This is a genomic window from Pseudomonas sp. NFPP04, from assembly GCF_900113815.1.
GTDB classification, from domain to species: domain Bacteria; phylum Pseudomonadota; class Gammaproteobacteria; order Pseudomonadales; family Pseudomonadaceae; genus Aquipseudomonas; species Aquipseudomonas extremorientalis.
Genome location: NZ_FOQS01000001.1, coordinates 475023 through 501568, shown reverse-complemented (window position 1 = coordinate 501568; position 26546 = coordinate 475023). Strand labels below are relative to the sequence as shown.

Below are 26546 nucleotides of genomic sequence, written 5' to 3'. Positions count from 1 at the left end.
TAAATTGAACCCTTGTGCCCGGCCAGCTTCCTTCGCCTGAGGCGCGGGGTTGATTTGACGCCAACTGGCCGTCGATATCAAGCGACCTCGACTATGCTGACAGAACAGGTTGGCGCCCCGCTCCGAGGCGAAATCAGGGAAGGAATCGTTATGCAGTCAAACCTTTTGTCGTCACGGAGCAGGCCATGACTGCTGATTCCGCCAGGGCCAACCGGCGCATTCTGATCGTCGATGACACGGCCTCGATCCACCAGGACTTCCGCAAGATTCTCTGCGCCGATGCCAATGGCGAGCCTTCGTTGGAGAACCTTGAAGAAACGCTGTTCGGCACCGCCCCTAAAGTACGCCAGGCCTTCAAGCTGGACTCCGCCTACCAGGGTGAGGAAGCTCTGGAACTGGTCAACCGGGCCCTGGCCGCCAACGCGCCCTATGCCCTGGTGTTCATCGACATGCGCATGCCGCCGGGTTGGGATGGCCTGCAGACCATCGAACAGCTGTGGAACGTTGACCCCAACCTGCAGATCGCCCTGTGCACGGCTTATTCCGACTATTCCTTCGAAGCCATCGAGGCGCGACTGAAGTACAACGACCAGCTGCTGATCCTGAAAAAACCCTTCGATCATCTGGAGATCCGCCAGATGGCAAGCGCCCTGACCTGGAAATGGCAGCTTGCCCAGGACATAGCGCTAAAGGTGATCGGCCTGGAGCGCACTATCGAAGAACGTGTGCAGGAGCTGCTCAAAGTCTCGCACCTGCTGCAATACGACACCCTCACCGAATTGCCCAACAGCACGCTGCTGGGCGACCGGCTCACGCAGGCGATTGCGTTGGGCCACCGGCATGACACGCAACTGGCGGTGATGTTTATCGGGCTGGACCGCTTCAAGCGCGTCAACAATGCCTTGGGCTACCCGGTGGGCGATGAGGTACTGCAACAGGTCAGCCACAGCCTGGTGGCGAGCGTGCGTGCATCGGATTCGGTGTTTCGCTACGGCGCGGACGAATTTGTGGTTGTGCTCAGCGATATCGAGCATCCGCAGCAAACCCAGCATATCGCACAAAAAATCCTCACGGCCGTGAGTGCCACCCGACATGTCGCAGGGCACGACCTGAGCGTCACCGCCAGCCTGGGCATCGCCATCTACCCCGATGACAGCGGCAATGCCGTGGAACTGATCAAACACGCCGAGACCGCCATGCGCACCCGCAAGGAACAGGGCCCGGATGGCTTCAGCTTTTATACCGAAGACATGAACCGGCGCGCCCGACACCAGCAAAACCTGGAAAGCGCGATTCGCCAGGCGCTGGACCGCGAAGAGTTTGTGCTGCACTACCAGCCGAAGCTGGACCTGAAATCCGGCAAGATCGTCGGCGCCGAAGCGCTGATCCGCTGGTTCCAGCCACGCTCGGGCTGGGTCAACCCCGGCGATTTCATCCCCGTGGCCGAAGACAGCGGGCTGATCGTGCCCCTGACCCAATGGGTGCTGCGCCAGGCCTGCGAGCAAGTGCAGGCCTGGCGTGCGATGGGCCTGCCACCGCTGTGCATCTCGGTGAACATCTCGGCCATCGACTTCCGTCAACGCGACTTCGTCGACAACCTCGTCGCAATCTTGAAGCAGACCGATATGCAGCCACATCTGCTTGAACTGGAAATCACCGAAAGCGTGCTGATGCAGAATGTCGAAGAAACCGTCAAGACCCTGCACACCATCAAGGCCATGGGCGTGCGCCTGGCCCTGGACGACTTCGGCACCGGTTACTCCAGCCTCAGCTACCTGAGACGCTTCCCCATCGACGTGTTGAAGATCGACCAGTCCTTCGTGCGTGGCCTGAACGTAAATAGCCAGGACGAGCAACTGATCAGCGCTATCATCGGCATGGGCAGGAGCCTGGAACTGACTATCATCGCCGAAGGGGTCGAAACCCTCGATCAGCTGAGTTTCCTGCAAGCCCAGCTGTGTGAAGAAGGCCAGGGCTTTTTATTCAGCAAGGCCGTGCCTGCCAAAGACTTCGCCCAGTTGCTGCAAGTGGGCTGCGCGACATTGATGCCCACCCCATAGCCCTATGCTTGCAAGGAGTGCTCGCTTGAGCGATGTCTCAACTTACCGTCTTGGCCTGATGTTCATGCTGGGCCTGGCGGCACCGCTGCTGGCCGCACCACTGGATGAAGCGCTCAAACCGCTGCCTGCGGTTCCGGCGCTGGACCCGGCCAGGGTCGAGCTGGGTCGCCAGCTGTTCAACGAACCGCGCCTGTCGGTCAACGGCACCCTCTCCTGCGCCAGTTGCCATCGACTGGCGTCCGGCGGTGCCGACGACAAGCCGTTTTCCCTTGGCTTCGACGGCAAGCCGGTAGCGATCAACACGCCGTCGGTATTCAACGCCAGCCTGAACTTCAAGCAGTTCTGGAATGGCCGGGTGGATACCCTGGAAGCCCAGGTCGAACAGGTGGTGATCAGCCCGGTGGAAATGGGCAGTGACTGGAAAACCGTGGTGCAGAACCTGTCCGCCATGCCTGCCTACCAGACCGCGTTCAGCCAGGCCTACCCCGACGGCGTCACCGCCGCCAATGTGCAAAACGCACTGGCCACCTATGAACGCACCCTGCTGACACCCAACTCGCGATTCGACCAGTACCTGCTGGGCAACACCGAGATCCTCACGACCCAGGAAAAGTACGGCTACCAACGCTTCAAGGACTACGGCTGCATTGCTTGCCACCAGGGGGTCAATATCGGCGGCAACATGTTCCAGAAGTTCGGCGTGATGGGCGACTATTTCAAGGCACGGGGCAATCCGGTGGAGTCGGACCTTGGGCGCTACCTGCAGACCCAGGACGAAGAGGACCGCCATGTGTTCAAGGTGCCCAGCCTGCGCAATGTAGCCGTCACCGCCCCGTACTTTCACGACGCCTCGGCCAGGACCCTGGAAGAAGCGGTCGATGTGATGTTCAAGTATCAACTGGGGCGCAACCCGTCCCAGGAAGACAAGGACCTGATCATTCAATTCCTCAAGACCCTGACGGGCGAATGGGCGGGCAAACCACTATGACCCTGTCCAGACGCCGTACCAGCCAACTGCTGCTCGGCCTGATCACCGTGCTGCTGGCCTCGACGCTGGTCTTTCTGTACTTCAAGTCAGGCCGTGACCAGACAGCCAGTTACACTCACTCGCGGGACCTGATCCGGCAACTCCAGCAACTCAATGCCCAATGGGACAGTGAGGTGCTCAAGGCCAGGATCTCTATTACCCATAACTACGACCCCCTGGTCGCGCCACTGCTGGAAATGACCCGACTGTGGACCGAGCTGAAAAGCCGCGGTTCCTACCACGAGGCCACCGACCTGCCCCGCTGGCAGGCCGATCAACAAGCCTATGAGGCGGCCATCCAGGAAAAGGCCCGGTTGGTGGACCAGTTCAAATCCCACAACGCGGTGCTGCGCAACTCGCTGGCCTTCCTCCCGACTGCCGAGGACGATATCCAGGCCCAATTCAACCGGGTGGACGATGAGGGCAAGGCGCAACTGCAAAGCGTGGCCACCGACACCTACGACCTGCTGCTCAGCAGCCTGGAGTTCGCCCAGGTCACCAGCGGTGATCGAGCCGCCGACATTCTCGTCGGCCTGGGCAAGCTGGCCGTCAACAAAGAGTTGCTGCCTGTCGAGTTCCAGGCGCCGGTCGATATTCTCAGCAATCATATTTCGCTGATCCTGCGCGAACAGCCTTTGGTCAACAGCCTGCTCGAACGAATCGCGGCGGTGCCCGTGGCCGAACGCCTGGATGACCTGACCACCCATCTCAACCAGGACCAGCAGACGGCCGACCTGGTCGACCATCAATACCACCGTTACCTGCTGATTTTCTCGACCTTGCTGGTGGTGCTGTTGCTCTATCTGGCCGTGCGCCTGTTGCGCAGTTTCGCCGAGATCAACCGGGTCAACCGCGCCTTGCAGGCGGCCAATGAAACCCTGGAGCAACGCGTGGAGCGGCGTACGCGGCAGCTCAAGGATGCCCAGAGTGAACTGATGGACAGCGCCCGCCAGGCCGGCATGGCCGAGATCGCCACCAACGTGCTGCACAACGTCGGCAATGTGCTCAACAGCGTGAACATTTCCGCCGACCTGGTCAGCCGCAAATTGCGTAGCAGCAAGGCCCTGGGCCTGGGCAAAGCCATGCAGTTGATCAACGAACGCCAGGCTGACCTGGGCACGTTCCTTACCGAAGATGAAAAGGGCAAACTGTTGCCCGGCTACTTGAACCAGTTGGTGGAGGCCATCGCCGCCGAACAGCAGGGCATGACCGAGGAACTGGCGCAGTTGAGCAAAAGCGTCGACCACATCAAGGACATCGTCGCCACCCAACAATCCTACGCCGGTGCGTCCACGCTGCTGGAGCCGGTCAACATCAGTGCCTTGATGGAAGATGCCTTGCGCATGAATGCCGGTGCCCTGAGCCGTCACCACGTCACGGTGGTCAAGGAGTACGCACGGGTGCCGGAAATCCTGGGGGATAAGCACCGGCTGTTGCTGATCATGGTCAACCTGATCAGCAACGCCAAGTACGCCATGTCCAACCTCACCGACCGGCCACGACAAATGACCCTGGTTGTCCAGCCGGGTGCCGATGACACCTTGCAAATCAGCGTGAAAGACGAGGGCGAAGGCATTCCGCCCGAGAATATGACCCGGATCTTCACCCACGGCTTCACCACCCGCAAGGAAGGCCACGGCTTCGGCCTGCACAGCTGCGCCCTGGCCGCCGTGGAAATGAACGGCCAGCTCAGCGCACACAGCGATGGGCCTGGCCTGGGTGCGGTGTTTACCTTGACGATTCCTCTCACTCTTGCCGGAAGCCCCCCATGAACCAGCCTCCCAACCGGCGCATTTTGTTGATCGATGACACGCCGTCGATCCATGACGACTTTCGCAAAATCCTGATGCCAGCCGTCGAATCCAACCAGGCGCTGGATGACATGGAGTCGGCCCTGTTCGGCGACACGGCCAAAGCCCAGGCCCAGGTGTTCGAGTTGCATTCGGCATACGGTGGAGAGGAAGGCCTGCAACTACTCGTCACGGCCATGGCAAACAAACAACCCTACGCCCTGGCCTTTGTCGACATGCGCATGCCCCAGGGCTGGGATGGCGCGAAAACCATCGAGGAACTCTGGAAAGTCGCGCCCGGCCTGCAGGTGGTGGTGTGCACCGCTTACTCGGACTATTCCTGGGAAGACCTGCTGGAGCGCCTGCACGCCCATGATCGCCTGCTGATCCTGAAAAAGCCTTTCGACAATATCGAAGTCCAGCAAATGGCCAACACCCTGGCCAACAAATGGGACATGGCCCGGCGTGCCTCCCTGCAAACCGCGCACCTGGAACAGTTGGTGGAACAGCGCACCCAGGCGTTGCAACTGGAGATCGACGAGCGCAAGCACCTGGAAAGCCAATTGGTGCAGTCGGAAAAACTCGCGTCGCTGGGGCAACTGGCGGCGGGCGTGGCCCATGAGATCAACAACCCGGTGGGGTTTATCTCCTCCAACCTCAGCACCCTGGATGGCTATTTCAACCAGCTGCAACAGATGTTGGATGCCTACCGGACGGTCGAGCAAACCCTTGCGCCGGGAACACAGCGCGATCAACTCAAGGCGATGCGCGACGAGGTGGAACTGGACTTCCTCAAGGAAGACATTCCGATCCTGATCAGGGAATCCAAGGAAGGTATCAGCCGTGTGATACAGATTGTGAAGGACCTGAAGAACTTCTCCCGGGTGGACAACGACCAGACCTGGCAATTTGCCAACCTGCAACAGGGCATCGACTCCACGCTCAACATCGTCGCCAGCGAACTCAAGTACAAGGCCGATGTGGTCAAGCACTATGCCCCGCTACCGGAAATCGAGTGCCTGGCATCCCAGCTCAACCAGGTGGTGATGAACCTGGTGATCAATGCTGCGCAAGCCATGGGACCCGAGCGCGGCACCATCACCATCAGCAATGGCGTGGAAGGCGAGCATGTATGGCTGGAAGTGGCCGATAACGGCTGTGGGATTGCGCCTGAGACCGTGCAGAAAATCTTCGACCCGTTCTTCACCACCAAACCGGTGGGTGAAGGCACAGGGCTGGGCCTGTCGCTGTCCTACGGCATCGTCAAGAAACACCGGGGCGATATTTCCGTCAGCAGCGAACTGGGCAAAGGTACGAAATTTAGAGTGGTCTTGCCGATCCGGCAGACGGCGGCGTAGGACACGCCGCCATCATGTCGCTCAGGCCTCGGCTTTTTTCGGGCTAGAGCCAAACGACGCGAACCGCTTGTTGAACCCGGCAATGCGGCCTTCGGCCTGGGTCTTGCGCTGTTGGCCGGTGTAGATCGGGTGCGAGGCGCTGGACACGTCCAACGGAATATACGGGTAAGTGTTGCCGTCACTGTGTTTATGGGTGCGGTCGCTGTCGGCGGTGGAGCCGATCAGGAAAAACACGTCGGCGGCGGTGTCGTGGAACAGCACGGTGCGGTAGTCGGGATGGATACCAGCTTTCATAAGGCCTCCGGGGCGTTTGAGTGCATTTGATGCGTTATACAGTAACACAATCCACACACCCAAACGAGAACAGATTGCAATAAGCATATACCTGTCAGAACTCACAGCAGACGTTGTTGGTTGCTAACCAGACACTCCAGGCAAGCGAGTTGCCTCAATTGAGCAGCACGCGCCTCGGCTCCAGCCAGCCCTTGACTGTAACGACCAGCGTCACCAATACCGGCCCACGCGCAGGCGACGAAATTGTTCAGCTTTACCTGCGGGACGCTGTCGCCAGCGTCACCCGCCCGGTACGCCAGTTACGCGGCTTTCGCAAAGTGCATTTAGCAGCCGGCCAAACCCGGGAAGTGGTTTTCACACTCGATGAAAATGACTTTGCCTTACTGGGTGCGGATTTGGCGCCAGTGGTGGAGGCCGGCACCTTTACTGTTTTTGTCGGGGGTGACTCAACCACCGACAACCAGGCCCACGTCGAAGTCACTGATAGCCGCAAGCTCTCTATATCGGGCCAGTCCGTCTCACCCAGCGTGCCAAATTGAATATTCCCACAGGTTGTCTAGGGTTTCCTTACAGGCGCAGAATGCCGTACCGACCAAAAGAGTCTGAACCCAAGGAAACCGTATGAGCCTGTCGTTGTTAAGCCGTTACGCCTTCTTTGCCGTGTGCGTCCTGTTCACCCTTGCCAGCTTGCCCTTTATCGAACACGAATGGCTGTGGCCCATCACGGTGGTCACCGGCGTGTTGAGCCTGATCGGTCTGTTCGACCTGCTGCAAAGCCCCCACGCCGTGCGCCGCAACTACCCGATCCTGGGCAATATCCGTTACCTGGTGGAAGCCATCCGCCCGGAAATCCGCCAGTACCTGCTCGAATCCGACAGCGATGCCCTGCCCTTCTCCCGCGCCCAGCGCTCGCTGGTCTACTCGCGGGCGAAGAACGAAACCGCCGACAAACCCTTCGGCACCCTGATCGACGTGTACCAGTCGGGCTTCGAATTCATCGGCCACTCCATGCGCCCGGCGCCGCTCAGCGACCCCAGCGCATTTCGCGTGATGGTCGGCGGCCCGCAGTGCACGCAGCCGTATTCGGCATCGGTGTTCAATATCTCGGCGATGAGCTTTGGCTCGCTGAGCGCCAACGCGATTCGTGCGCTGAACCAGGGCGCCAAGCTCGGCAACTTCGCCCACGACACCGGCGAAGGCAGCATCAGCCCTTACCATCGCGAAAACGGCGGCGACCTGACCTGGGAACTCGGCAGCGGTTACTTCGGTTGCCGCACCAGCGATGGCCGCTTCGACCCTGAGCGCTTCGCCGTGCAGGCGCAGAACCCGCAAGTGCGCATGATCGAAATCAAGATGAGCCAGGGCGCCAAACCCGGCCACGGCGGGATCCTGCCCAAGCACAAGGTCACCCAGGAAATCGCCGACACGCGTGGCATCCTGATGGGCGAAGACTGCATCTCGCCGTCGCGTCACAGCGCGTTCTCCACACCGATCGAATTGATGCAGTTCATCGCGCAACTGCGTGAACTGTCCGGCGGCAAACCGGTAGGCTTCAAGTTCTGCCTGGGCCACCCGTGGGAATTCATGGGCATCGCCAAGGCCATGCTCGAAACCGGCATCCTCCCGGACTTTATCGTGGTCGATGGCAAGGAAGGTGGCACCGGGGCCGCGCCGGTGGAGTTCACCGACCACATCGGCGTGCCACTGCGTGAAGGCCTGCTGTTCGTGCACAACACCCTGGTGGGCCTGAACCTGCGCGACAAGATCAAGCTCGGCGCCAGCGGCAAGATCGTCAGCGCGTTCGATATCGCCAGCGTACTGGCCATCGGTGCCGACTGGGCCAACTCGGCGCGCGGCTTCATGTTTGCCATTGGCTGCATTCAGTCCCAGTCGTGCCACACCAACAAATGCCCGACCGGCGTGGCGACTCAAGACCCGCTGCGCCAGCGCGCCCTGGTGGTACCGGACAAGGCCCAGCGCGTGTTCAACTTCCACCGCAACACCCTCAAGGCCCTGGCGGAAATGCTCGCGGCGGCGGGCCTGGAGCATCCGTCGCAACTGTCGGCCAAGCACCTGGTGCGACGCATGTCGGCGACCGAGATCAAATTGTTCTCGCAGTTGCATGTGTTCCTCAAGCCGGGCGAATTGTTGACCGGTGAGGTGAATGGCGAGTTCTATTCGCGGATGTGGCAGATGGCGCGGGCGGACAGCTTTGAACCCCACGAAGCCAGCGCCGCGTGATATCAAGATAACGCCCCTCACCGCTGAACCGGACCACCGACGGCATCGTTGAAACAAGGAGATTCACATGCCGTTACTGGACTTTTCCGCCATGGCCGCGCAACTACCCGAGAGTTGGAAATCCAAGCGTCTGGGCCAGGTTGGCCCCGCGTGGATCAAGGTGTTGCGTATGGATGAGCAGGCGTACGAGGTAGAAACCCATGACTACAACGAAGGCCTGCTGGTGATCGATGGCCTGTTGCGCCTGAGCATCGGCGACGACGAAATCAGGGTAGGCGCCGGCCAGATGTACCTTGTGGAAGCCGGTATCGCCCACGCAGTGCTCGCCGGCAGCCATGGCACACTGGTCATCATTGATGTCTAGAGACATTCAGTAATATCCAACCTTTGCAATTGCTTACAAATACCGCCAACCTGCGCCCGCCCGACGTGCGGCGTACGACAACGCCCACGCTCACCTGTCCTTGTTAAACCTGACATTCAAGAGCCCGTAGCCATGCCTGACGGACGCGACCCACGCATCGATTTTTTTCGGGGCCTGGCGTTGATCTTCATTTTCTGGGATCACGTCCCCCACAACCCTCTCGGCCAGATCACCTTGCGCAACGTCGGTTTCAGCGACGCGGCGGAGGTGTTCGTGTTCCTCGCCGGTTTTGCCGCCGTGCTCGCCTACGGCAAGATCCTGCAGCGCGACGGTTACTGGCTGGCCAGTTTGAAAATCCTGCGACGCACCTGGGTGCTGTATGTGGTGCATATCTTTTTGCTGGCGCTGCTGATGGGCATCGTGTTCTTCGCCAACAGCCATGTGGAAACCCGCGACCTGGTCGAGGAGATGGGCCTGACGCACTTCGTCACCCACCCCCAGCAGGCGCTGACCGACGAACTGCTGCTGCGCTTCAAGCCCAACCTGATGGACCCGCTGCCGCTGTATATCGTGCTGTTGGGCGGCCTGCCGCTGGTGCTGCCGATGATGATGCGCAGGGTCGAGGCCGTGGTGGCCGTGTCGCTGGCGATCTACTTGATGGCGCCCTGGATGGGCTGGAACCTGCGCGCGATTGCCGACGGCGTGTGGTACTTCAACCCGGTCACCTGGCAGTTGCTGTTCGTGCTTGGCGGCGCGGCGGCGGTGTACAGCCAGCGGCCGAAACCTGTGCAGGTACGCCCGTTGTCGCGCCAGCCGCTGTTTGTCGCATGTGCCCTGTATGTAGTGCTGGCGGCGGTGATCACCCTGTCGTGGCGCTGGCCGCACGTGCATGACGCCTGGATGCCGGCCTGGCTCAGTGATGGGCTGTACCCGATCAGCAAGACCGATTTGTCACCGGTGCGCCTCGTGCACTTCCTCGCCCTGGCCTACGTTACGGCGAAGCTGTTGCCCCACGTCGGTTGGACGCAGAACCGCGTTGCCACTGAGGTGTGCCGCATGGGCCGCTACTCCCTGGAAGTGTTTTGCCTTGGGGTCGTGCTGGCGCCCCTGGCAGACATGATCAACGCCTTGGCCCACGATGCCGTCGCCATGCAACTGGCGACCGCCGTGGCCGGTGCGCTGTTGATGGTCGGCCTGGCTATGTGGCTGGACATGCTCAAGCGCCTGGACTCGGCCCCCAAGCCCGCGCTACATAGGTAGCGCCCGGCAAAACCGGCAGGGTGATTCCATTTCCTTCCACTTAACCCGTGAAAGGAAATGGCCCATGCCAACCCATCAACTGCTCAACGGCCTGTCGGGCAACCTGCAATCGAGTGATGCCTGGGGCCGACAGCAAGCCCTGGAGCAGATCCGTGAAACCCTCACGCGCACACTGAACACCCTGAGCCCTGACCAGCAGCGCGATTATGTGCGGCTGCAACGCAATGCTCTCCAGGCCCTGAAAGCGGTAGAGACAGAAAACAACGCCCTGATCGGCACGTTCAAGACGTGGGGGCAGGCCCAATTGCGCGCACGCATCGGCAACCAGGACCCCAAGCGCGTGTTCCTGCACACCCGCTACCTGGAACAGGTGCAGCCGCCGATGCCCTGGGAACCGCGCACCAGTTCCACCAGCCTCTCCCGGGAACGGCGGCGTTTTCGCCGGGCATACGATGAATGGAAATACCGCTCCCATGTGTCCACCCTCTCGTTGTGGGACGCCGCGTGCCTGAACTTCGACTTCACCACCGGCACACCGCAACGCCAGGGCAGTACCTTCGTCGATGCCTCCTACTTCACGGGCAATGAAAACCCGGTGTTGACCGTCCAGGGTTTTGTCGAGATCGCCCGCGAGCTGGACCTGGGCGGGCAACTGCAACGCACGCTCGATGCAGCCCTGGGCCGGGACGGGAGACTGCAACAGTTGCTGCAGGACAGCGCCCGTGCCTGCCTGCTCTTCGAAGCGTTGGAAGCCTATCGCAACCGCGCCGTGACAGGCGTCACCCTTGAACTCTACCACCGCCTGACCCAGGCCATTGATGGCAGTGGCGCGGCGCTGGAATTCGAAACACTTGGGATGAGCACCGGCATCACGCTGCTGCCGGCGGTGCCGTTCGTGCCCTCCGGCGAGACCATCCCGGTGCCGCTGCTGCTGATCCGGGTGGGCAGCCTCGGGGTAGTGTCCTACTTCCCGTTCCGTCCCGGCGGTGCGCTGCACTATCACATCGACAGCAACGCGGCCCACGCGCACTTCATGCAGCAACTCAAGGACAGCCACCGCCAACATGACCTGGGCTGGTTCGCACGACAACTGCCCGTGACCGAAATGACGGCGTTCAAGCGCCTCGACCAGCAGGAGCGACGCCCGGAGCACCTCAGCGCCCTCGCCGGCTTCCTGTACGACACGTTCCATCGCCTGTTCCCGGCCAAGACCCTGGACAGCCTGCGCTTCAGCCCAGACCCCAAGCACGGGCGTCCCGAAACCCTGGTGCAAGCCCTCACATACCGTCACGTCCAACACTACCAGGCCAATCTCTCCACCCTGGCCACCAGCCGCTCGACCCGCGACTTGCAGGCCGTCATGGACGGCGCTGCCGCCATCGCCGACGAAATCCTGCAATTGCTGCTGACGCCCATGCCCGGCGGCGTCACCGGCCTGAACCGGGTGATGCAGGCGGCGGTATTCGGCAGCCTCACCTACAGCACGATCGTCGGTATCAATGAAGCCGCGAAGGGCCAGCCCATGGACTTTGCCGCCGCATTGGCGGATGTGATGGACCTGGCAATCAACGGTCTGTTGATCACCACCGCCGGGCGGGTGCATCGGCTACGCATCCAAGGTTTGCTGCAACGCCTGGGCAACCCGCAAAAGCTGATGCGCAACGACGAAACCGGGGTGCTCTGGAAACCGGACATAGGCCCCTACGCCATTCTCGATCAGAACCTGCTCAATGGTCAGACGCCCAATGCCCAGGGCGTGTACCAGATCAACGGGCAGCAGTACGCCTGGTGGAACTACGGTAAAGAGCGACGCGTCGTGGAAATCAGCCATGACGCCAAGACCCTCAGGTTCGTGCTCAAGCAGGAAAACCGCGGCGACGCAGCGCCGCCGATCGTGTTCGACCCCGCCTTGCAAGCCTGGACCCTGGACTTGAGAAACGCCCATGACCTGTCCGACGTGCAACTGATCGAGCGCATGCTGCCCAATGGCTCAAGCCCGGTGCCCAGGCTCGACTTGGAACGCATGCTGCGCAGCATCTCGCCCAGCCGCGCCACCCTGGACAACGTCTGGGCCGGAGAGCCCGCCCCCGTCAACCTCACCGAAGGCGTCAGGCGCCTGCAGGTTGACCGGGTCATAGACCAGTTGATCAGCGACTTTCACCGCCGCGGCCACCTGCCGCCCCATGCCGATGGGGCGGTGCTGTGCCTGTTGCCTCACGTGCCCGGCTGGCCAGCAGATGCGTCCCTCCAGGTGCATGACGCCCAAGGCACGCTCATCGAAACCTATGCCGCCGCCGATACCCCACCGGCCACGGGCGCCGTTATCAAGCTCAAGCGCCGCGACGATGGCACCTATATCGCCCTGGACGGTCCGGACACCACCGTCGTCTCCCAGGAGCCGTTGTTCGAGCTGATCCTTGAGCAACAGCCTTCCGGTTCGGTACTGGGCAAAGAAGGCAGCCCGCATTTGACCACGGCGCAACGCATCGCCCGCGTGCGCCTGCAAATCAGCGAGCTGGCCCAGGCCCGGCGGTTGGCGCTGTTCAGCGCGCTGTACCGCTACGCCGGCCATGCCCGGCATGAAGTACCGGCCAGCGATCCCGCGCGCCTCTTTACGCCGCTGAAGGTCGCGCCTCCTTTGGTGGAGGTCACGCCTGTGCTGAAGACTCTGCGCGAGCGATTCGCCCCGTTGACCCCGGCAAACCTGGCACAGTTGCTCAACGACATGCCCTTGAGCGAGCCTGAGCAGGCGCGTTTGCTGCAGACCGGCAAATTGCCGCAGGCCCTGCACGAGCACCTGGAGCATCACCGTACCGCGCTGCGTATCGATGTGGTCATCGACGGCCTCTACCACCGCCGCGCATTCAACCCGGACACCGATCAATGGGCACGGGAGTTCGCCGCCAGCCTGCTACGCGACACCCTGGGACGACATTTCGTGGTCACCGATATGAGCAGCGGCGATCCCGGGCAACGTTACGAGTCCAGCGGACCCGACGACACCACGGTGGAATTGCTGTTCTACGGCGAAGGTCGCTACGAAGCCTACGACATGCGTAACGGCGGAGCGATCCCGGTATCGCCGGCCGTCGACAGTTTCTACCTGGCCATCGGCTCGGTGCTGCAACCCCACGAACGCTTGAAACTGGGTATGCAATCCGCTTCCGATGCCCAGGGGCTGCGCACCACCCTGGGCGACCTGATGAGCGCCCAGCGCAGCCCCAGCGGCTATGTCAGCCTCCTGGACCTTTCGTTGCACCAGTACGAGCAGAACGTGGTGCTGCCGGCACACTTGCAAGCGGGCGCCAATGGCCTGTATGACCTGGACGGGCAAACCCTGCTGCCGCTCTATGGCTCGCTGTATCCGGTTGTCTATGACAACAGCCTGCGCAAGTGGCGGCTCAAGCACCCGGAAAAAATCGGCGTCGACACGCCCACTCTGGAACACAACCGTCGGGGCGCATGGCGCTTGTCCACCGAGAATCCGATGACCTGGAGCGATCATCGCCTGCTCTACCGCCTGGGAGCCCAGGACTACAACGTGGACGAAACCACCGCCGCGCGTATCCTGAAAATCACCGATACCCCGGCACGGGCCCTGCGCGAGTCGCACAGCACTCAATTGCCGCCACCGCCGTTGCTGGAAGACACCTGCAAACGCTTTCGCATCGAGCGCGACATCCTGCACTTTATCCAGGCGATGACCACCTATTCTGCCCAACAGAATGCGCGACCGTCCTTGCAACTGCAGCTCGCCAGCCACTTGCCTACCTGGCCGGACAGCCACAGCCTGGAGGTTGTCGACGACAACGGCCGCGTGATCAGCCAGTACCGCTACCACCCCACTACCGAGAAAATACGCCTCACGGAGGCCGAAAGCCGCAGTCGCGAACCGTTGAAAAAGCTGGTGCAGAACGATGCCTTGACTCGCGCCTTGCTCGGCGAACTCCCGGCCACCCAGGAAGAACGCCTGTTCAAACTGGCCAAGGCCATCGCCGAATATGCCTACCGCGAACGCGCGCAACTGTTCGACAACCTGTACGCCCAGAGCGAGCAAGGTGGCAACCGGCTGGAACAGCGCTTGAAATCCAGTTTCCCGCAACTGCCCCGTAGCGCGGTCAGGGCCATTCTCGACCAAGCCACCCCACGGGAACTCAAGCAACTGCAGGACCATGGCCGGGTCGGCCTGCGCCTGGTCGAACAGGCCCGGCTCACCGCCGACGATATGCGCCTGAACCGCGCCTACGAAGGCCTTTACCTCAGGACCCTGGCCAACCCCGACAGCGAAAGGATCACCTTGCACCTGCTCAAGGAACTGCCCGGCTGGCCCCGGCAACTACGCCTGGACATCCACGACGGCAACGCCAGGGGCCGTCTGCTGGAGCGCGCAGGTCACCTCGCCGGTATCGATCGGCGCACCCTGGCGCGATTCAACGGCGGATTCCATGCTTATGACAAGCAAGGCCGCTTGCTCAACGACCCCGCCGATGTCGGCAGCGACCTGTTGAGCGCCATCGCCCTGCTGCTGTCGGAAACCGAGTGCCGGGCACTGGGCATTGCCGACAGCGTTGACCTGTCACCCCTGCGACAGGCGATTGCCGAGCTGGCGTTGAACCGGCGCATTGCAATCAAGGGCCTGCTCGGCCTACGGCATATACCGCCGTGGCTGCAACCGCCGATGCAGGTGGACAGCTCATTCATCGCCTATCCGTTTTCATTGAGAGGGCTGTGGCCATTCGGCGGGGACCAGCCGGTGGACTTGCTGAGCAAGGTGCGTGAACTCTACCCCAGCTTCAGCCAATTCCGAGCGCAGGAACTGATCGACAGCCTGGGCATGAGCGAACCCGCCGCCCTGATTGAATTGCAACGCCGCAAAGCCGAGTACCAGGGCCTGCAATTCGAATTGCAACGCTGGATCGGTCCCCCCCAGGCCGTCGACGCCCCGCGCACCGATCCGGTCGCTCGGAACTATGGCGTGCGTCGGCAATTGGCCGACAGCATCCTGCGGGCCTGGCGCCAGGAAACACGTGTGGCCTATATCAGCGGTACGGGTCTGTTCGACGCTCACCAACTGGTGCTGCGCCTGGACGGCAACAGCTTGCCTGACGCTGATTTCATCCTGAATAACCGAGGCTTCGAGCACATTGAATACCTGCGCATCGACGGCGACGCCTTCCCGGAGACCGGCAACGCCTTCCTCGGCAAATTCACCGGCCTGACCCACCTGAAAATCGACTGCATGCTCAATGAGCTGCCCGCCAGCCTGACGCAGATGACCCAGCTTGAGAACCTTGACCTGAGCGACAACACTATCGTGCTGACGGCCGAATCTCGCCAGCGACTGGCCGGTATGACGCGACTGGCCGAGCTCCACCTGGATGGTAACCCCCTGGGCCTGACCCCGGATATTTCCCGCATGACCCGCCTGCGCGTACTGTCGTTGCGTCAGACCAACATTGATCAGTGGCCCATCGGCGCCGAAACCCGCAGCAGCCTGCGCACCCTGTTATTGCAGGAAAACCGCTTGACCACGGTACCTGACGCAGTGTTTTCCGACGTGCGCATGGGGCCGACCAACCGCAACACCATCCTGCATGACAACCCATTGAGCGAAACGACCCTGGCCAGGATTCGCGACTACCGTCATCGCACCGGCATCGTCATCGGTGGCGCATTGCCGGGGACCTTGCACCAACAAGCCATGTCCAGGGAATTCAGCCGCTGGCTGGCCGGGGTTCCTGTCGCACAGCACAGTGAACGGCAACAGTTATGGGAGCAGTTGCAACACCACGAGGGGGCGAGGTCGGATGACGCGTTCCGGGTACTGCGCGACCTGATCCAGTCCTATGCCTACACCCACAGCCCGGCCAGCCAGCAAACCCTGACCACCAGGGTCTGGCACCTGCTCGAGGCCATGGGCCAATCGACCGAGCTGCGCGAGCAGATTTTCCTGAACACCTATGTCGCCGGTACGTGCGGCGATGGCGCCATCCTCGCCTTCATCGATATGGAGATTCAGCACAAGGTCCACCAGGCCCGGTCCCAGGCCGGCAGCAGCCAGGCCGACCACGATCTGCTGAGCCTTGCCAGAGGCCTGTTCTACCTGCGCAAAGTGGATGAATTGGCCGATACGCACCTGCAAAAGTTGCGTGAAGAGGAGATAGATCCGGACGATGCCGAGGTGAAACTGTATTACCGGCTGCGTTTTCGCGATGAGTACAACCTGCCGATTCTTCGCGAAGAGATGCTGTACTCCGTGGAGGATTGGGTCGACGAGCAAGATATTGTCGAAGCCCGCGATAGTCTGGCCGGGTTGGAGAGAACCCAGGCAGTGCAGAACTCGGTGCTGATGGAGGAGTTCTGGATCGAGTACCTGGCCCGCAGTTACCCGGAACCTTTCTCGACCATCGAGAACGTCGTGAGTCACCAATTGAAAAGCCTGAACCTGGAGATCTCGAACAGACGCTCGGAAGCCTACCTGGAACGTCGGCAATCGCTGATGGAGTTGGAGATCGCCGAACGCAATCGGCTGGTGCGCCAGTTGACCGAAGCGGCGCAACTGGCACAACAGCAGGTCAATTGAGCCTCACGCCGAACGCGTGGCCCCCTGGGCAGTGTTCAACGGCTGCAGCTTGAACACGTAGAACAACACGGTCAGCAGCACCAGGAACGCCGGCCCCACATACAGCGCCACGCGAGTGTCCGGGAAGTACGCCATCAGGCCCACCACCAGCACCAGGAACGCCAGGGCCAGGTAGGAACTGACCGGATACAGCCACATGCGGTATTTGAGCCCTGCCCGTTCGGCGGGGCTCAGGCCTTTGCGGAACTTGAGCTGGGCCAGCAGGATCATCAGCCAGGTCCAGATCGCACCGAAGGTGGCGATGGAGGTGACCCACACAAAGACTTTTTCCGGCACCAGGTAGTTGAGCAACACGCCCAGCAGCAAGGCAAAGATCGACAGCAGCAACGCCTTGCGTGGCACGCCATTGCTGGAGGTCTGGCCGAACGTGGCCGGCGCCTGGCCGTTCTGCGCCAGGCTGTAGAGCATGCGCCCGGTGCTGAAGATGCCGCCGTTGCACGACGACAGCGCGGCGGTGATCACCACGAAGTTGATGATGCCCGCGGCGGTCTTGATACCGAGCCGTTCGAAGGTCATCACGAACGGGCTGCCCTGGGTGCCGATCTCGTTCCACGGGTAGATCGACAGGATCACAAACAATGCGCCCACGTAGAACAACAGGATGCGCCAGAACACTGAGCCGATGGCGCTGGGAATGGTCTTTTGCGGGTTCTTCGCTTCACCGGCGGTGAGGCCGATCATCTCGACGCCCAGGTAGGCAAACATCACCATCTGCAACGACATCAACACGCCCTGCACGCCATTGGGCATGAAGCCGCCGTGGGCCCACAGGTTGGAAATCCCCAGGGCCACGCCGTCATTGCCGAAGCCGAAGGCGATGATGCCGACGCCGCCGATGACCATGGCAATGATGGTGACGATCTTGATCAGGGCGAACCAGAATTCGAACTCACCAAACGCCTTGACCGCGATCAGGTTGATGGTGCCCATGCTGATCAACGCCGCCAGGGCCCAGATCCAGCGCGGCGTATCCGGGAACCAGACGCCCATGTACACCGCCACGGCGGTGATCTCCGCCACGCAGGTCACCAGCCACAGGAACCAGTAGTTCCAACCGGTGAGAAAACCCGCCAAGGGGCCGAGATAGTCTTGGGCATAACGGCTGAACGAACCGGCGACCGGGTTGTGCACGGCCATCTCGCCGAGGGCGCGCATGATCACCAGGATCGCCAGGCCACCGATGATGTACGACAGCATGATCGCCGGGCCGGCCATTTCGATGGCCTTGGCCGAGCCGAGGAACAGGCCGACGCCGATGCAGGCGCCCAGCGCCATCAGGCGGATATGCCGTTCACCGAGTTCGCGTTTGAGCGGGCCGCCTTGAGCGGTCTCGCCATGGGGCAGTGGGTTGCCGACTGGCATAGGGTACAACCTCATTTTGTTATTGGATTGTCCGTCGAGTCTCCAGGGCGCGGGCCGGTAAGCCGGCACCCTTGCCGAGACCGGGGCCGCCTCATGGACGGGCCCTTCTTGCCAGGCAAGATCAGCGGGGCGTGCAGTATAAAAAGCCCGGAGCAGGGTCTTTCACTATAAAAGCGAGGCAATTTAGTGGAAGTGCTCGCTGTCTTGCAATTTAACAGGAGCATCTGACCTGCATTGAGCGGCAAAACGTCGCGGCAGGCCCGCCCCCATAACCGTCGGAAGGTTCTGACTCGAAAAACACATTTCCCTCACAAGCAGCGTCCAGCGACTACGCTTCAAGCAAGTCCGATCAATCTGCGTGAATGGATCAATCGACTATGGGCGCACTGTGGCAAACCGAATCGACCAAGGCTGCGAAACCACAAGGCAGTTCGGACCCAGCGCCTTTACCCGAAAGTAAACCCCGGCCGCGCCATGGGCGTCGCCTGTTCTGGTTGATCGTGCTGATGGCGCTGATCGCCCTGGGCTTTGCCGCCGCCGGGGAGATGCGCACCTCGCACCTGCAGGCCGAGGCACTCAGCCGGCTGGCCCGCGACCTGACTTATGACGTCAGGCCCGGCCCCAGCGATGCGATCGTTTACCCCGGCGCAGGCCCATTCGATCGTCGCCTGGGCTACAGCGACCTCGATACATTCCTGCCGCGCTTGCTCAAGCGCGGCTACGTGATCGAAGCCCAGGCGCGGTTTTCCCCCGCGTTGATGGACTACAGCGCCAAAGGGCTGTTCGTGCCCTACACGGAAAAAATCCAGGCGGGACTTTCCATCACCGATTGTCGCGCCGTGCCGCTGTATCGGTACGACTACCCGCAACAGTTGTACTCAAGCTTCACGGCTATCCCCTCACTGGTCGTGAACAGCTTGCTGTTCATCGAAAACCGCGACCTGCTCGACCCCGCGCAACCCCAGGCCAACCCCGCCGTGGACTGGCCACGCTTCGCCAAGGCAGCCTGGTCGCAAGTCGCCAAACTGCTGCACTTGCCGGGGCAAAGTGCCGGTGGCAGCACCCTGGCGACCCAGTTGGAAAAATACCGTCACTCACCAGACGGCCTGACGGTGTCAGGTGGAGAAAAATTGCGGCAGATGTTTTCCGCCGCCGTGCGTGCCTACCACGACGGCCCCGAGACCCTGGCGGCACGCAAGAATATCCTGCGCGATTACCTCAACAGCGTACCTCTGTCGGCAGTCCCCGGGCATGGTGAAGTGCATGGCATGGCCGAGGGTTTGCGGGTGTGGTACGGCGCCGACTTCAACCAGGTCAACCAGGCCTTGCGCGGCCCAGTGAATGCGCAGCAAGGCCTGGCGTTGCGTCAGGTGCTGTCGTTGATCATCGCGCAGCGTCGTCCTTCCCATTACCTCGCCAAAGGGCGGGACGAACTTGCCGACCTGACCGACAGCCATTTACGCCTACTGGCCCAGAATGGCGTGATCGGACCTGACTTGCTGAAGGTCGCCCTGGCGAGCAAGGTCACTTACCGCGACTGGGCACAACAACCCACGCTTCAACCAATAGAAACCAATAAAGGCATCAGTGTGGCCCGCAGCCGTTTGGCCGCATTACTTGACCGGCCGCTGTACGACCTCGACCGCCTGGACCTGTCCGCCACCACGACCCTGCAAGCGCAGTTGCAGGGCCAAGTCAGTGACTACCTCAAGCACCTCGCCGACCCCGAGTATGCCCGCCAGATCGGCCTGCTCGGCGAGCGCCTGCTCACCCCCGCCAGTACCGCCCAGGTGCGCTACAGCTTCACCCTGTTCGAACTGACCCCGGACGGTTCACGAGTGCGGGTGCAGACCGACAACACCGACCAACCCTTCGACATCAACGAAGGCAGCAAGCTGGAGCTGGGCTCCACCGCCAAGCTGCGGGTGCTCACCACCTACCTGCAAATCATCGCCGAACTGCACGGCAAGTACGCCGCACAAGCCCCCGCCGCGCTGAAAAAAGTCGCCGTCGACGACCAGGACCGCCTGAGCCGCTGGGCCCTCGATTACCTGATCCAGGCCCCGGACAAATCCCTGGCCGTCATGCTCGACGCGGCGCTGGACCGCACCTACTCGGCCAGCCCCGGCGAGCGCTTCTTCACCGGCGGCGGCTTGCACAGCTTCCATAACTTTCGCAGCCAGGACAACGGCCGCAGCCCGACCCTGCGCGACGCCTTGCGCGAATCGATCAACCTGCCATTTATTCGGCTGATGCGCGACGTGGTGCGCTATGTCACCTATTCGGGCGAGAACAACAGCGCCGAGTTGCTCAAGGACGACAGCGACCCGCGCCGCCAGGAATACCTTGCCGGTTTCGCTGACCGCGAAGGCACCACCTTCCTGCGCAAGTTCTGGAAGAAGTACCAGAAGAAAGACACCCAGGCACGCCTGGACACCTTCCTCGACAGCCTGCGCCCAACGCCGATCCGCCTGGCAGCCGTGCACCGCTACCTGTTGCCCGACGCCAGCCAGGCGAGCTTCAACCTGTTCGTGCGCTCACACCTGGCCGGCATCAAGACCCACGAAAAACTCACCGACGAACGCCTGCAAAAACTCTACAAGGACTACGGCCCCGGCACCTACGACCTGCCCGACCAAGGCTACATCGCCAAGGTGCACCCGCTGGACCTGTGGTTGCTCGGCTACTTGCTCAACCATCCCGAGGCAACGTTCAGCGAGGTGGTCAAGGCCAGCCAGTTCGAACGCCAGGAGGTGTACAGCTGGTTGTTCAAGAGCCGCCACCAGAGTGCGCGGGACAGCCGCATTCGCACCATGCTGGAGATCGAAGCCTTCCTCGACATCCATCAGCGCTGGCAGGCCGTGGGCTACCCCTTCGATCACCTGGTGCCGTCCCTGGCGACGGCGATCGGCAGCTCTGGCGATCGCCCGGCGGCCTTGGCTGAACTGATGGGCATTATTCTCAACGACGGGGTGCGCCCCAAGGTGCTGCGTATCGACAGCCTGTTGTTTGCCGCCGGCACGCCGTACGAAACACGCTTCGTCAACGACCCGGCACCCGGCAAACAAGTGATCCCGGTCGAGGTCGCCAGGGCCCTGCGCGGCGCCTTGTCCCAGGTGGTGGACGCCGGCACCGCCAAACGCGTCGCCGGCAGTTTCAAGCTGGCCGACGGCACGCCGCTGGCCATGGGCGGCAAGACCGGCACCGGCGATAATCGCATCGAGGCCATCGGCGCCGGTGGGCGCATCCTCAGTTCCAAGTCGATCAACCGCACTGCCACGTTTGTGTTCTACCTGGGCGAACACCACTTCGGCACGTTAACCGCGTTTGTCCCCGGCCAATCCGCCGAGCACTTCACCTTCACCTCGGCCCTGCCCGTGCAGGTGCTCAAGGGCATGGCGCCGTTGCTGATGCCGTACTTGCAACCCGGCAGCCAGACCCTGTGCCGGGCAAACGCTGACCTCAGTCGAGGCTGAAAAACAGACGCCTGGCCACGGCCAAGGAGATGGCTTGACGTTCGATCTCAGGCACAGGTTGCAACTGACCAGTCTGCCCGCGACGAATACGCGCAAACCTGTCCGCCTCGACTTCGGCCTGGTCCTGGCGGCCCAGGTATTCCTGTTCGGGGCGCTTGAGGTGGGCGGCCACGAAATGATCGTCCAACGCCTTCTGCGTCGGGTAATGGAAATGGGCGACACACAGCGCTTCGCCGTTCGCGGCATCGACGACGGCGTAGACCTGCAGATAGTCGTCGCGGTGCCCCTTGAGCGCCACCCGCCCGCCGCGCCGGGTTATCCGAACCTCGTGGTGGCGATGCAGGAACTCCAGCGTGTCCTGGGTGATGGGCCGTACCTTGCTCGCCTGTATGCGAGCCTCCAGGCCGGCGGCCTCCAGGCTCGCCACCGAGGCGTGCAAGCGGCTGACCATGGCCCGGGCGTTGGCCTGTTGCACCACTGCCAGCCGCGTACTGTCGAGCACACTCAGCTTCTTGTTGATGTCCTCGGCCACCCAGCGTCGACGGGTGGCCTGGGACTCCAGCAGGTATTGCAGGCTCGACGGCTGGTTGACGCCAGGGATCATGGCCTTGACCTGATTGATGGCTTTATCGACCGTCGCCAACAGGGCTTCGCCTTTTTCCATCAGGCTGCTCAATGCCGGATCGGGGCGGCGCCGGGCGGGTGTCGGCCGGGCATCCCACACGCCGTCTTCGGCTTCGGTGAAGGCGGCGATGACTTGGCCCGAAGGGTCACGCAGTTCGGCGGCTGGGTGGTCGGACGGCAGGTCGCTCAGTTGGGCAACATACAGGTCGCGGTTACGCGTGCGGATGATCTTCTTGCGTCTTGCCCCTGGTATGGGTGCGGGCGGCTTGGTCCGTGGCCTGGTCTTGGCGACCGGTTGCGTCAGGTCGTTGAGTTGGCCTTCGATGTACAGATGCAGCTGTGTCAGTAACGCCTGGAGTTTTTGCAGGTAATCCACGTTGAACTTGTCCGGCTCCATGGCCCGCCAGAACTCGATCTGATCGTCGGTTTGCGCGTAGACCTGGTCAACGCTCTCCAGCAATTCGATGCGCTCCTGGTCAGTGACCTCCACGTGACGCAAGTCCGCCATGGAACGGTTGGCCCGACGCGCCCGGTTGATGGTTTCGCTGATGCTGTCGAAGAAGGCGTCCTCCAAAGGCGGCCCCGCCACATCGATGGCGATACCCCATAACGTGGTGAACTGCAGGGCTTGCAGGTCCTGCACCGATGGCCGTGGGGGCAAGCCTGCCGTCAAGGCCTCGGCCTTGTCGCGGCCAAGCCTGGGAACCTGCCGCAATTCGTCCAGGTGAAGGTCCTCCAGGGTTCGCCAGTGAATAGCGTGGTCGTGCAGCGTCGCCAATTCGCGCAGGCCCTGTCCCAACTCCACATGGGCCTGGCGGTTGATGTCGGACTGAGCCTCATCCTCGGTTTCGTCCTCCAACAATTTGAACACCGGATCGAGTCGCGCGTTGGTTGCCACCATCTGGTCGCGGGTCAGGGAGCTGAGCAATTGCGTGCTCAACACAACCGACTCCAGGGCGCCGCACAGCTCTTCTTCATAACGCGTGCGCGGTGCCAACTCGCGCAATGCGCGCAGGGTGTGCAGTTCCTTGCGGGCGAAACCACAGGCGCGTTCGGCTTCCTGGTGATAACGCTGCCGGGCTTGCACCCGACGTTGCTCATCAATGGCGCCTTCAGGCTGTTCGACCAGTGCACGGGCCACCGCCATCGCCTGGCGGGCCCGCGCCTGGTCCTGGCGTGCCTGCTGGTAGTCGCGGGTCAGGCTTTCACGCCGTGTACTGGCTGCCTGGCGGGCTTCCTGCCGGGCAGAGTCGGCCGCGCCGCCACGCAGGTGCAGGCCCAGGTCGAGGTCCCAACGCCCGTTGCCCAGGTGTTTGAGCCAGGGCCCCAGGATTTCGCCCGTGGCACTGACCACCCGTACCCGCCCCTGTTGGATCTGAACGCGATAGACCCGCCCGCGTACCAGCGCCTGCCAGTACCCGCCGACAGCCGATGCGGGTTTCAACAACCCTTGCAACGGACCGCTGGCTTCAGCCTGTTTCAGATCGTCGGGCGTGGGCTGCGACTCGAGGCTCAAGGCCGTCAGCCGCGCCTGCATGGCCGGGGTCAGGGTATCCCGTGCGTTGGCCCAGCCAAGCGGCGCACTGAACGATGCCGGGGCCACCACCCGCACCGGCGCGGCAGGCAACGGTTCGGCGCGGGCCAATGGCGCAAACGCCGGATGTTCCAGGTCCAGATGGCGGTGCACGTCATGGGGGGCAGCCTGATGCGCTATCACGGCTATCAGGTTGACCAGCATGTCCGTGACGGCGGCGGCTCGCGCCTGGGCATCGGTACTGTGCAGGCTCTGAAGATCCTCTCGTACGCTGTCCGTCAACTGCAGCAGCCACCCGGACAACGCCGCCGGCCCACGCAGGAACGGCAGCAGGTTGGTAAACAGCAGCCAACCGAGTTTTTTCAGGGTGGCCCAGCGCTGTTCGGCATTGGACTGTGACTGACGGTCGGCCAGGGTCACCAGCGCCTCGGCGGTTGCAATGAAAACCTGTTGCGCCGGGTCGCCCTCGACCACCTGTTTGTGCAGTTGTGCGGGAGCCGGTTTGGTGTAGACCGTGAACTCATCCGTCGGTAAAAAATGCCGGATGTGCGGCTCGATGAAACCACCCTTGACATAGATCGCCTGGCGTCGTGCATCTATCCAGCTCAGCACCTGATCCTGCAGTTCGCCAGGGGCCCTGATCGCCTCGAGCAAAGCCGCCAGGCTTTCATACTCCTGCAACGTCGGGCTCAGCAGTGGCCGGTACAACAGGTGCGGCCCTTCGTGCCCGGCCTGGGGCCCGATGATGAACTGGTTGGCAACCACGTCCGCCACCTGATCGGGCGCAGCGCGAAACGCCAGCGGCCACAGGGCCATGCCTTTTCCATCGAGCAGGCGTTGGGCCGGAGTAGCTTGCAACGCGGCCTGCAAGCGCAGGAAACCGGTGCGGGTCAGGCCGTGCAGCCCCTGGATTTTGTATTGCAGAGCCAGCAGCGGCAGTTGGTTACGCAGTTGCCGGCTGAACAACCGCCGGCGGCGCGTGGCTTCAGATTGGTCCTCCACCAGCTTGCGCTTGAGCAACAGCGGATAGGCTTGCCCGATATCGACCTGCTCGATGCAGGTGCTCAGCAGGTTGTACGTCAACCACGTCGGGGCCTTTTCGCCCTTGAGGCTGATCGACTTGGGCGTGTGTGGAAAGCCGGCGAGGTTTTCCAGGGCCAATTGCACCAGTGTCACGGTGACGGGTTCGACTTCCCCGGCAATGAAGCCGCCCGGCAGCGGCACGGCAGCGGCAATCACGCGATCGAACCGCAGGCTGATGTCTTGTGCTTTCAGCTTGGCCGTCAAGGGCTGCTGCTTCAAACACCCTTGCAATTGCTCGATGGCAAACTGCTCAATCGTCGGGATACCTTCCAGGTAGTCGTGTGCGCCCTCGGCATGCCCGGCCAGCACCCAGCCACGCAGCAATTGGGCACAGGCGATACTGTCGGCGGCATCGGCCTGGCTCAGCCACAGCGGCAAGCCAGCACGCAACTTCTGTTGAAGAGAACTCAGGCGCGCGACAAACCAGTGAAAGGGGTCAGTGATGTCGTTCAGCAACTGTTGCAAAGCCTGGGGCGTGCGTGGCACCCGGCGGTCGATGCGGTCGAGGTCGCGCAACTGCCGCTCCAGGTAACTGGCCGCCAAAGCATCGAAGGGGTCCCCCTCCACCGGCTGGGAAAACCACTGTGCGACTTGCCCTGACGGTGACGGTTCCACCTCGGCAGCCAGCAAAGCCCCTATATCGTCTATAGCTTCAATGGGGGTGATTCCCGAGGCCGGGTTGTAGACCAACAAAGACGAACGCCCCAGCGCCAGGGTCCGCTCAAGCAACAGCCAAGGCAGCGTGCGCAGCTGGTTTTGCTGCAGGTGCAGCGTTTGCACGCGCAATGCCGCGCTGTGCAGGCTCCACTCACGGTCGGGCCGGGTCGCACGCAACAAGGTTTTCGGAAACAGCTCGGCAAAGCGCGCCGAGCTCATGCCAGGCGGCATGGGGGCATCGTAGAACAGCGCCAACAACTCATCGGACAAATACCCCCAGCGCACGCTGTCCACGGGCATTGCCTCATGCCACCACGCCTGCAATCGCTGGGAAAAAGCCTCCAGCAGAAAGCTACCGCATTCGTTGATCAATACCTCCAGTTCGGCAAGGCTCGGCCCACCCGGCTCAATCACCTCGCGTACGCGTCGGACCACCTTTTGATAGTCCTGCACCAGCAACACTGGCCGAGCAGTCGCCAGGCGCTCCACCACCATCTGCGCCAATGAGGCATAGCGCCAGGCGCCTTCATCGGGGTGATCTTCAGGGGTTGCGATATGGAGCCATCGCGCGTGCTCGTTACGCGCGCTGAAATGACGGTCCAGGTAAGCCTGGGCACTGTCCAGGGCGACTGCCAACAAGGAGGGAGGGTCGTTGAACAGGGTTTCGATCTGTTCAATATGAGCTTGGCGCAGGGCGCTGGCAGTGAGGGGCATCCAGGTCTCTCCATGGGGTGGGTCCCCTCAAGCTAATCCCTTGCGCCACCTCCGAAGAC

General features: G+C 62.1%; 13 protein-coding genes. 10 read left to right on the top strand and 3 right to left on the bottom strand.

The features are described from left to right. Positions 1-185 precede the first annotated feature (185 nt). Genes BM017_RS02310 through BM017_RS02295 form a run of 4 tightly spaced genes read left to right on the top strand, consistent with a single transcriptional unit; the run spans position 186 to position 6235 of the window. Entirely contained in the window at positions 186-2060 is a 1875-nt protein-coding gene (locus BM017_RS02310; RefSeq protein WP_092241027.1) for a putative bifunctional diguanylate cyclase/phosphodiesterase, read from the top strand. A 58-nt stretch (positions 2061-2118) separates the two neighbouring features. Then, a complete protein-coding gene (locus BM017_RS02305; RefSeq protein WP_371914361.1) occupies positions 2119-3048 on the top strand; it encodes a cytochrome-c peroxidase in 930 nt (309 codons plus the stop codon). Continuing rightward, positions 3045-4859 carry a DAHL domain-containing protein gene (locus BM017_RS02300; RefSeq protein WP_092241023.1) on the top strand — a complete coding sequence of 605 codons (1815 nt, stop codon included), beginning with the start codon at positions 3045-3047 and terminating at the stop codon, positions 4857-4859. Before BM017_RS02305 ends, BM017_RS02300 begins: the two co-directional genes overlap by 4 nt. Then, positions 4856-6235: an ATP-binding protein gene (locus BM017_RS02295; protein WP_092241021.1), complete on the top strand. Its 1380-nt coding sequence runs from the start codon at positions 4856-4858 to the stop codon at positions 6233-6235. Before BM017_RS02300 ends, BM017_RS02295 begins: the two co-directional genes overlap by 4 nt. 21 nt (positions 6236-6256) lie before the next feature. On the opposite strand, the gene BM017_RS02290 is transcribed toward BM017_RS02295, so the two are convergent. Beyond that, positions 6257-6529, bottom strand: coding sequence for a type B 50S ribosomal protein L31 (locus tag BM017_RS02290; RefSeq protein ID WP_071488679.1), 273 nt, complete (start codon positions 6527-6529; stop codon positions 6257-6259). 116 nt (positions 6530-6645) lie between these two features. Between BM017_RS02290 and BM017_RS02285 the strand changes: the two genes are divergently transcribed. The 5 genes from BM017_RS02285 to BM017_RS02265 all read left to right on the top strand — a co-directional run bounded on the left by BM017_RS02285 (position 6646) and on the right by BM017_RS02265 (position 16977). Then, complete coding sequence (locus BM017_RS02285) at positions 6646-7068, top strand: fibronectin type III-like domain-contianing protein (protein ID WP_256575497.1); 423 nt, start codon at positions 6646-6648, stop codon at positions 7066-7068. Positions 7069-7150: 82 nt separating this feature from the next. After that, on the top strand, positions 7151-8770 hold the full coding sequence (locus BM017_RS02280) for an FMN-binding glutamate synthase family protein (protein WP_071488677.1): 1620 nt from the start codon (positions 7151-7153) through the stop codon (positions 8768-8770). Between the two features lie 67 nt (positions 8771-8837). Next, complete coding sequence (locus BM017_RS02275) at positions 8838-9134, top strand: cupin domain-containing protein (RefSeq protein WP_092241017.1); 297 nt, start codon at positions 8838-8840, stop codon at positions 9132-9134. Between the two features lie 132 nt (positions 9135-9266). After that, complete coding sequence (locus tag BM017_RS02270) at positions 9267-10394, top strand: OpgC family protein (RefSeq protein WP_071488675.1); 1128 nt, start codon at positions 9267-9269, stop codon at positions 10392-10394. A gap of 64 nt (positions 10395-10458) precedes the next feature. Further along, positions 10459-16977, top strand: a complete 6519-nt coding sequence (locus BM017_RS02265) for an NEL-type E3 ubiquitin ligase domain-containing protein (protein WP_092241015.1) — start codon at positions 10459-10461, stop codon at positions 16975-16977. A 3-nt stretch (positions 16978-16980) separates the two neighbouring features. Here BM017_RS02265 and BM017_RS02260 read toward each other — a convergent pair whose 3' ends face one another. Continuing rightward, complete coding sequence (locus tag BM017_RS02260) at positions 16981-18399, bottom strand: amino acid permease (protein WP_092241013.1); 1419 nt, start codon at positions 18397-18399, stop codon at positions 16981-16983. 377 nt (positions 18400-18776) lie between these two features. Here BM017_RS02260 and BM017_RS02255 point away from each other — a divergent pair, with 377 nt between their 5' ends. Next, positions 18777-21875, top strand: a complete 3099-nt coding sequence (locus BM017_RS02255) for a transglycosylase domain-containing protein (RefSeq protein ID WP_092241011.1) — start codon at positions 18777-18779, stop codon at positions 21873-21875. Here the strand turns inward: BM017_RS02255 and BM017_RS02250 are convergent. Then, positions 21862-26487, bottom strand: a complete 4626-nt coding sequence (locus BM017_RS02250) for a hypothetical protein (protein ID WP_092241009.1) — start codon at positions 26485-26487, stop codon at positions 21862-21864. The two genes, BM017_RS02255 and BM017_RS02250, sit on opposite strands and share 14 nt — an antisense overlap. Between the last annotated feature and the right edge of the window lie 59 nt (positions 26488-26546).

Excerpts from the sequence above, each read along its gene's own strand:
- BM017_RS02295 (WP_092241021.1), top strand. The coding sequence starts at position 4,856 with ATGAACCAGCCTCCCAACCGGCGCATTTTGTTGATCGATGACACGCCG.
- BM017_RS02265 (WP_092241015.1), top strand. The coding sequence starts at position 10,459 with ATGCCAACCCATCAACTGCTCAACGGCCTGTCGGGCAACCTGCAATCG.
- BM017_RS02275 (WP_092241017.1), top strand. The coding sequence starts at position 8,838 with ATGCCGTTACTGGACTTTTCCGCCATGGCCGCGCAACTACCCGAGAGT.
- BM017_RS02310 (WP_092241027.1), top strand. The coding sequence starts at position 186 with ATGACTGCTGATTCCGCCAGGGCCAACCGGCGCATTCTGATCGTCGAT.
- BM017_RS02300 (WP_092241023.1), top strand. The coding sequence starts at position 3,045 with ATGACCCTGTCCAGACGCCGTACCAGCCAACTGCTGCTCGGCCTGATC.
- BM017_RS02250 (WP_092241009.1), bottom strand. The coding sequence starts at position 26,487 with ATGCCCCTCACTGCCAGCGCCCTGCGCCAAGCTCATATTGAACAGATC.
- BM017_RS02270 (WP_071488675.1), top strand. The coding sequence starts at position 9,267 with ATGCCTGACGGACGCGACCCACGCATCGATTTTTTTCGGGGCCTGGCG.
- BM017_RS02290 (WP_071488679.1), bottom strand. The coding sequence starts at position 6,529 with ATGAAAGCTGGTATCCATCCCGACTACCGCACCGTGCTGTTCCACGAC.
- BM017_RS02260 (WP_092241013.1), bottom strand. The coding sequence starts at position 18,399 with ATGCCAGTCGGCAACCCACTGCCCCATGGCGAGACCGCTCAAGGCGGC.
- BM017_RS02305 (WP_371914361.1), top strand. The coding sequence starts at position 2,119 with ATGTTCATGCTGGGCCTGGCGGCACCGCTGCTGGCCGCACCACTGGAT.
- BM017_RS02255 (WP_092241011.1), top strand. The coding sequence starts at position 18,777 with ATGGGCGCACTGTGGCAAACCGAATCGACCAAGGCTGCGAAACCACAA.
- BM017_RS02280 (WP_071488677.1), top strand. The coding sequence starts at position 7,151 with ATGAGCCTGTCGTTGTTAAGCCGTTACGCCTTCTTTGCCGTGTGCGTC.